The following is a 3,675-nucleotide window of genomic DNA, read 5'->3' on the forward strand; positions in this document are numbered from 1 at the left end:
CCCTTAACAGACCCGTCCGCCGTGTGCGGCGGGTCTTTGCAGTTCTTTTGGCCTGGCGGAGAAATCCTGTCAGGCGTTTTCGTATCTTTACAGCGTGGACGGGATAATGGTTGACGGTTTACCCGGACAAACCACTGGCTCATCCCGCCAGGCTGCCACAGGAAGTGATACACCATGAGAACCCGAACCCAACACGAACCCTGGCTGCTGGCGCTGTTAAGCGTCGCCCGGCACTATCGCCTCGATTTTTCCGAGGAAAATGTGCGGGTTGCCGTGAACCAGGGCACAAACTACTCCGCCCGCGAAATCCAGGAAGACATCGCCCGTCAGCTCGGGCTTGGATTACGCTACACACCGCCCGATCTCTCGCTTATCGATCCGTGGCGATTGCCGTTGATTGCTGTACTGGATAATGAGGCTGTGGCAGTAATCTCGCGTATGGATGGCGAGGGCAATTTTATCCTGCTGATGAGCGGCGACGGTGAACAGCAAACGGTGGTCAACCGCGATGAGCTGGCCTCCCGCCTGACGTCGCTGGCAGTGGCGAGGCCGCAGGACACCATTCCTGACGTGCGTGTCGATGAGTACATCAAACCCTATAAGAAAAACTGGTTCTGGCAACTGGCGCTGAAAGACTGGCGGCGCTACAGCGATATTATGCTGGCGGCGCTGGTGGCGAACCTGCTGGCATTGAGCGGCATGATTTTTTCGATGCAGGTCTATGACCGCGTCGTGCCTTCTCAGTCCGAAGCCACGCTGTGGGTACTGTTTGGCGGCGTGATGCTCGCCATCATTTTTGAATTTACCATGCGTATGATCCGCGTGCATATCTCGGATGTGGTGGGAAAACGCGCCGATTTACGCATTTCTGACCGTGTATTCGCCCGTGCGCTGCGTCTGAAAAATAACGCCCGCTCCAAATCGACCGGAACGTTTATTTCCCAGTTGCGCGAACTGGAATCCGTGCGTGAGCTGATCACCTCCACCACCATCAGTACGGTGAGTGACATCCCGTTCTTCCTGCTGTTCGTCTTTATTCTGTGGATGATTGGCGGCCCGCTGGTGTTTGTGGTGCTGCTCGCGATTCCGCTGTTACTTATCCCCGGCATGTTGATCCAGAGGCCGCTATCGAGGCTGGCTAACGACGGCATGCGCGAAAGTGCGATCCGCAACGCCACGCTGGTTGAAGCGGTGCAGGGTATTGAAGATATCAAACTGCTGCGCGCCGAGCGTCGATTCCAGAACCAGTGGAACAACAGTAACGATGTCGCTGCGTCTATCAGCATGAAGCAACGCTGGCTCACGGGGTTGCTAATGACGTGGACACAGGAGGTGCAGTCGATTGTTTATGCGGTGGTCTTGCTGGTGGGCTGCTATCTGGTGATGAGCGGTGATATGACCACCGGTGCGCTGGTGGGGACCTCGATTCTGGCTTCGCGCACGATTGCGCCGCTGGCGCAGATCTCCGGCGTATTGTCGCGCTGGCAGGCGGCGAAAGTGGCGCGTAAAAGTCTCGATGAGTTGATGAAGCGCCCGGTCGATCAGCCGGAGCCGCGCGAGCGCGTGCATCGTACCAATCTAAGCGGCCACTATCTGCTTGATAACGTCGGTTTTTACTACGATGAAGAGGAGAAGGTTAACGTCCTGACGATACCGAAGCTGGAGATAAAATCTGGTGAAAAAGTGGCGATTCTTGGACGAAATGGTTCAGGGAAAAGTACGCTGCTGCAACTGCTCGCCGGAATGCAGGACCCGCAGGCCGGAACAGTTTCACTGGATGATATCAGCCTGCCGTTGCTGGACGTTGCTGATGTGCGGCGTGACATGGCGTTTCTCAGCCAGAATGCGCGACTCTTTTTCGGCTCGGTACGGGAAAACATCACGATGGGCAGGCCGCTGGCCTCCGACGATGATATCCACCGCGCGCTTACGATGAGCGGGGCGCTGGAGTTTGTTCGCCAGCAAAAAAACGGCCTTAACTATCAGATACTGGAAGGTGGTTTTGGCCTCTCGGGTGGGCAGCGTCAGGCTCTGCTTCTGGCGCGCATGCTGATTACGCAGCCAAACATTGTATTGATGGATGAGCCAACGGCCTGGCTGGATGAGATCAGTGAACAGCGGTTGATTGGTTATCTGGAGCAATGGATTGGGCGCCGCACCCTGGTGATCGCCACCCATCGGCTGGCGATCCTCCATCTGGTCGATCGCATTATCGTGCTGGACAAGGGCAAAGTGGTTATGGATGGCCCTCGCGATGTCATTCTCAAACAGCAGAGTCCCGCTGAGGCAGCCACACAGGCGCAACCCGTCCGGCGTGCCACGCTGAATCGCTCAGCCGCTGACAGCAGCAAGGAGGAGACGATATGAGACGTGAAGACCTCTATGATGGACATTTTAACGAACCTCCTTTGCCGCGCGCGACGATTGTCGCCTGGGCGCTGGCCTTACTGCTGGGGCTCTTTGTGGTCTGGGCCTGGTTTTTCGAACTCGACGAGGTGACAACCGGTAGCGGAACCGTGGTGCCTTCCTCTCGCGAACAGATCATTCAGTCGCTGGAAGGCGGCATTTTAACGCGACTTAGCGTGAAAGAGGGCGATATCGTTGAGCGCGGGCAGGTGCTGGCGCAGCTCGATCGCACCAAGACGGAATCTGGCGTGCAGGAGAGTTTATCGCGCTACAACGCTGCGCTGGCGCGCGCCGCGCGTTTAAATGCGGAAGTGAACGATACTGCACTGACGTTCCCGGAAGAGTTACAGCAGTATCCTTCGCTGATTGCACAGGAGACGCGTCTGTATGAATCGCGTCGCAGCAGTTTAACAGAAGGCATAAAGGGGCTTCGGGATGGCATCGTGCTGGTCGATCGCGAGCTGGCGATGACTCAACCGTTAGTTCACAAAGGGGCGGCCAGTGACGTGGAAGTGTTGCGTCTGCAACGGCAGAAAAACGATCTCAACAGCCGTATTACCGAAATGAATACGCAATATTATGTTCGCGCGCGTGAGGAATTATCGAAAGCGGAAGAGGAAATTGCCGCCCAGCGCTCCGTCATTCGTGGGCGAACGGATTCGCTCGATCGTCTGGAATTTACCGCGCCGGTTACCGGTATTGTGAAAGATATTGAAGTGACCACTGTCGGAGGCGTTATCCCGCCGAATGGCAAATTAATGAGTATGGTGCCACTTGACGATCAGATGCTAATTGAAGCGCATATTTCACCGCGTGATGTCGCATTTATCCACCCCGGTCAGGAAGCGTTGGTAAAAATTACCGCGTATGATTACTCGATTTATGGTGGTTTAAAAGGTGAGGTGGTCATGATTTCACCTGATACGATCCAGGATGATGTGAAACGCGATGTTTACTATTACCGCGTCTATATTCGTACTGATCACAACTTTGTCGAGAATAAAAACGGCCATAAATCACCCATTTTTCCCGGCATGATCGCGACGGTGGATATCCGCACCGGCAGTAAAACCGTACTCGATTATTTAATAAAACCGTTTAATAAAGTGCAGGAAGCGCTACGCGAGCGGTGAGGATACCCTCACCCTAACCCTCTCCCTCAGGGAGAGGGAACTGATCGAGCCAATGGTTAAGAATGCGCGATTTTCCCCCTCTCCCTGAGGGAGAGGGCCGGGGTGAGGGGGGAATGCTCGCAAACGCACCCAATTC

At 55.3% G+C, this 3,675-nt stretch carries 2 protein-coding genes; both read left to right on the forward strand.

The annotated features are described in order from the left end of the window. Nucleotides 1-174 precede the first annotated feature (174 nt). On the forward strand, nt 175-2,367 hold the full coding sequence (locus tag NMC31_RS23580; protein ID WP_253899271.1) for a type I secretion system permease/ATPase: 2,193 nt from the start codon (nt 175-177) through the stop codon (nt 2,365-2,367). After that, nucleotides 2,364-3,539 carry a beta-barrel domain-containing protein gene (locus NMC31_RS23585; protein ID WP_253899272.1) on the forward strand — a complete coding sequence of 392 codons (1,176 nt, stop codon included), beginning with the start codon at nt 2,364-2,366 and terminating at the stop codon, nt 3,537-3,539. The genes NMC31_RS23580 and NMC31_RS23585 overlap by 4 nt, the downstream gene beginning before the upstream one ends. Nucleotides 3,540-3,675 lie beyond the last annotated feature (136 nt).

Source organism: Pseudocitrobacter vendiensis, from assembly GCF_943590815.1.
Classification (GTDB): domain Bacteria; phylum Pseudomonadota; class Gammaproteobacteria; order Enterobacterales; family Enterobacteriaceae; genus Pseudocitrobacter; species Pseudocitrobacter vendiensis.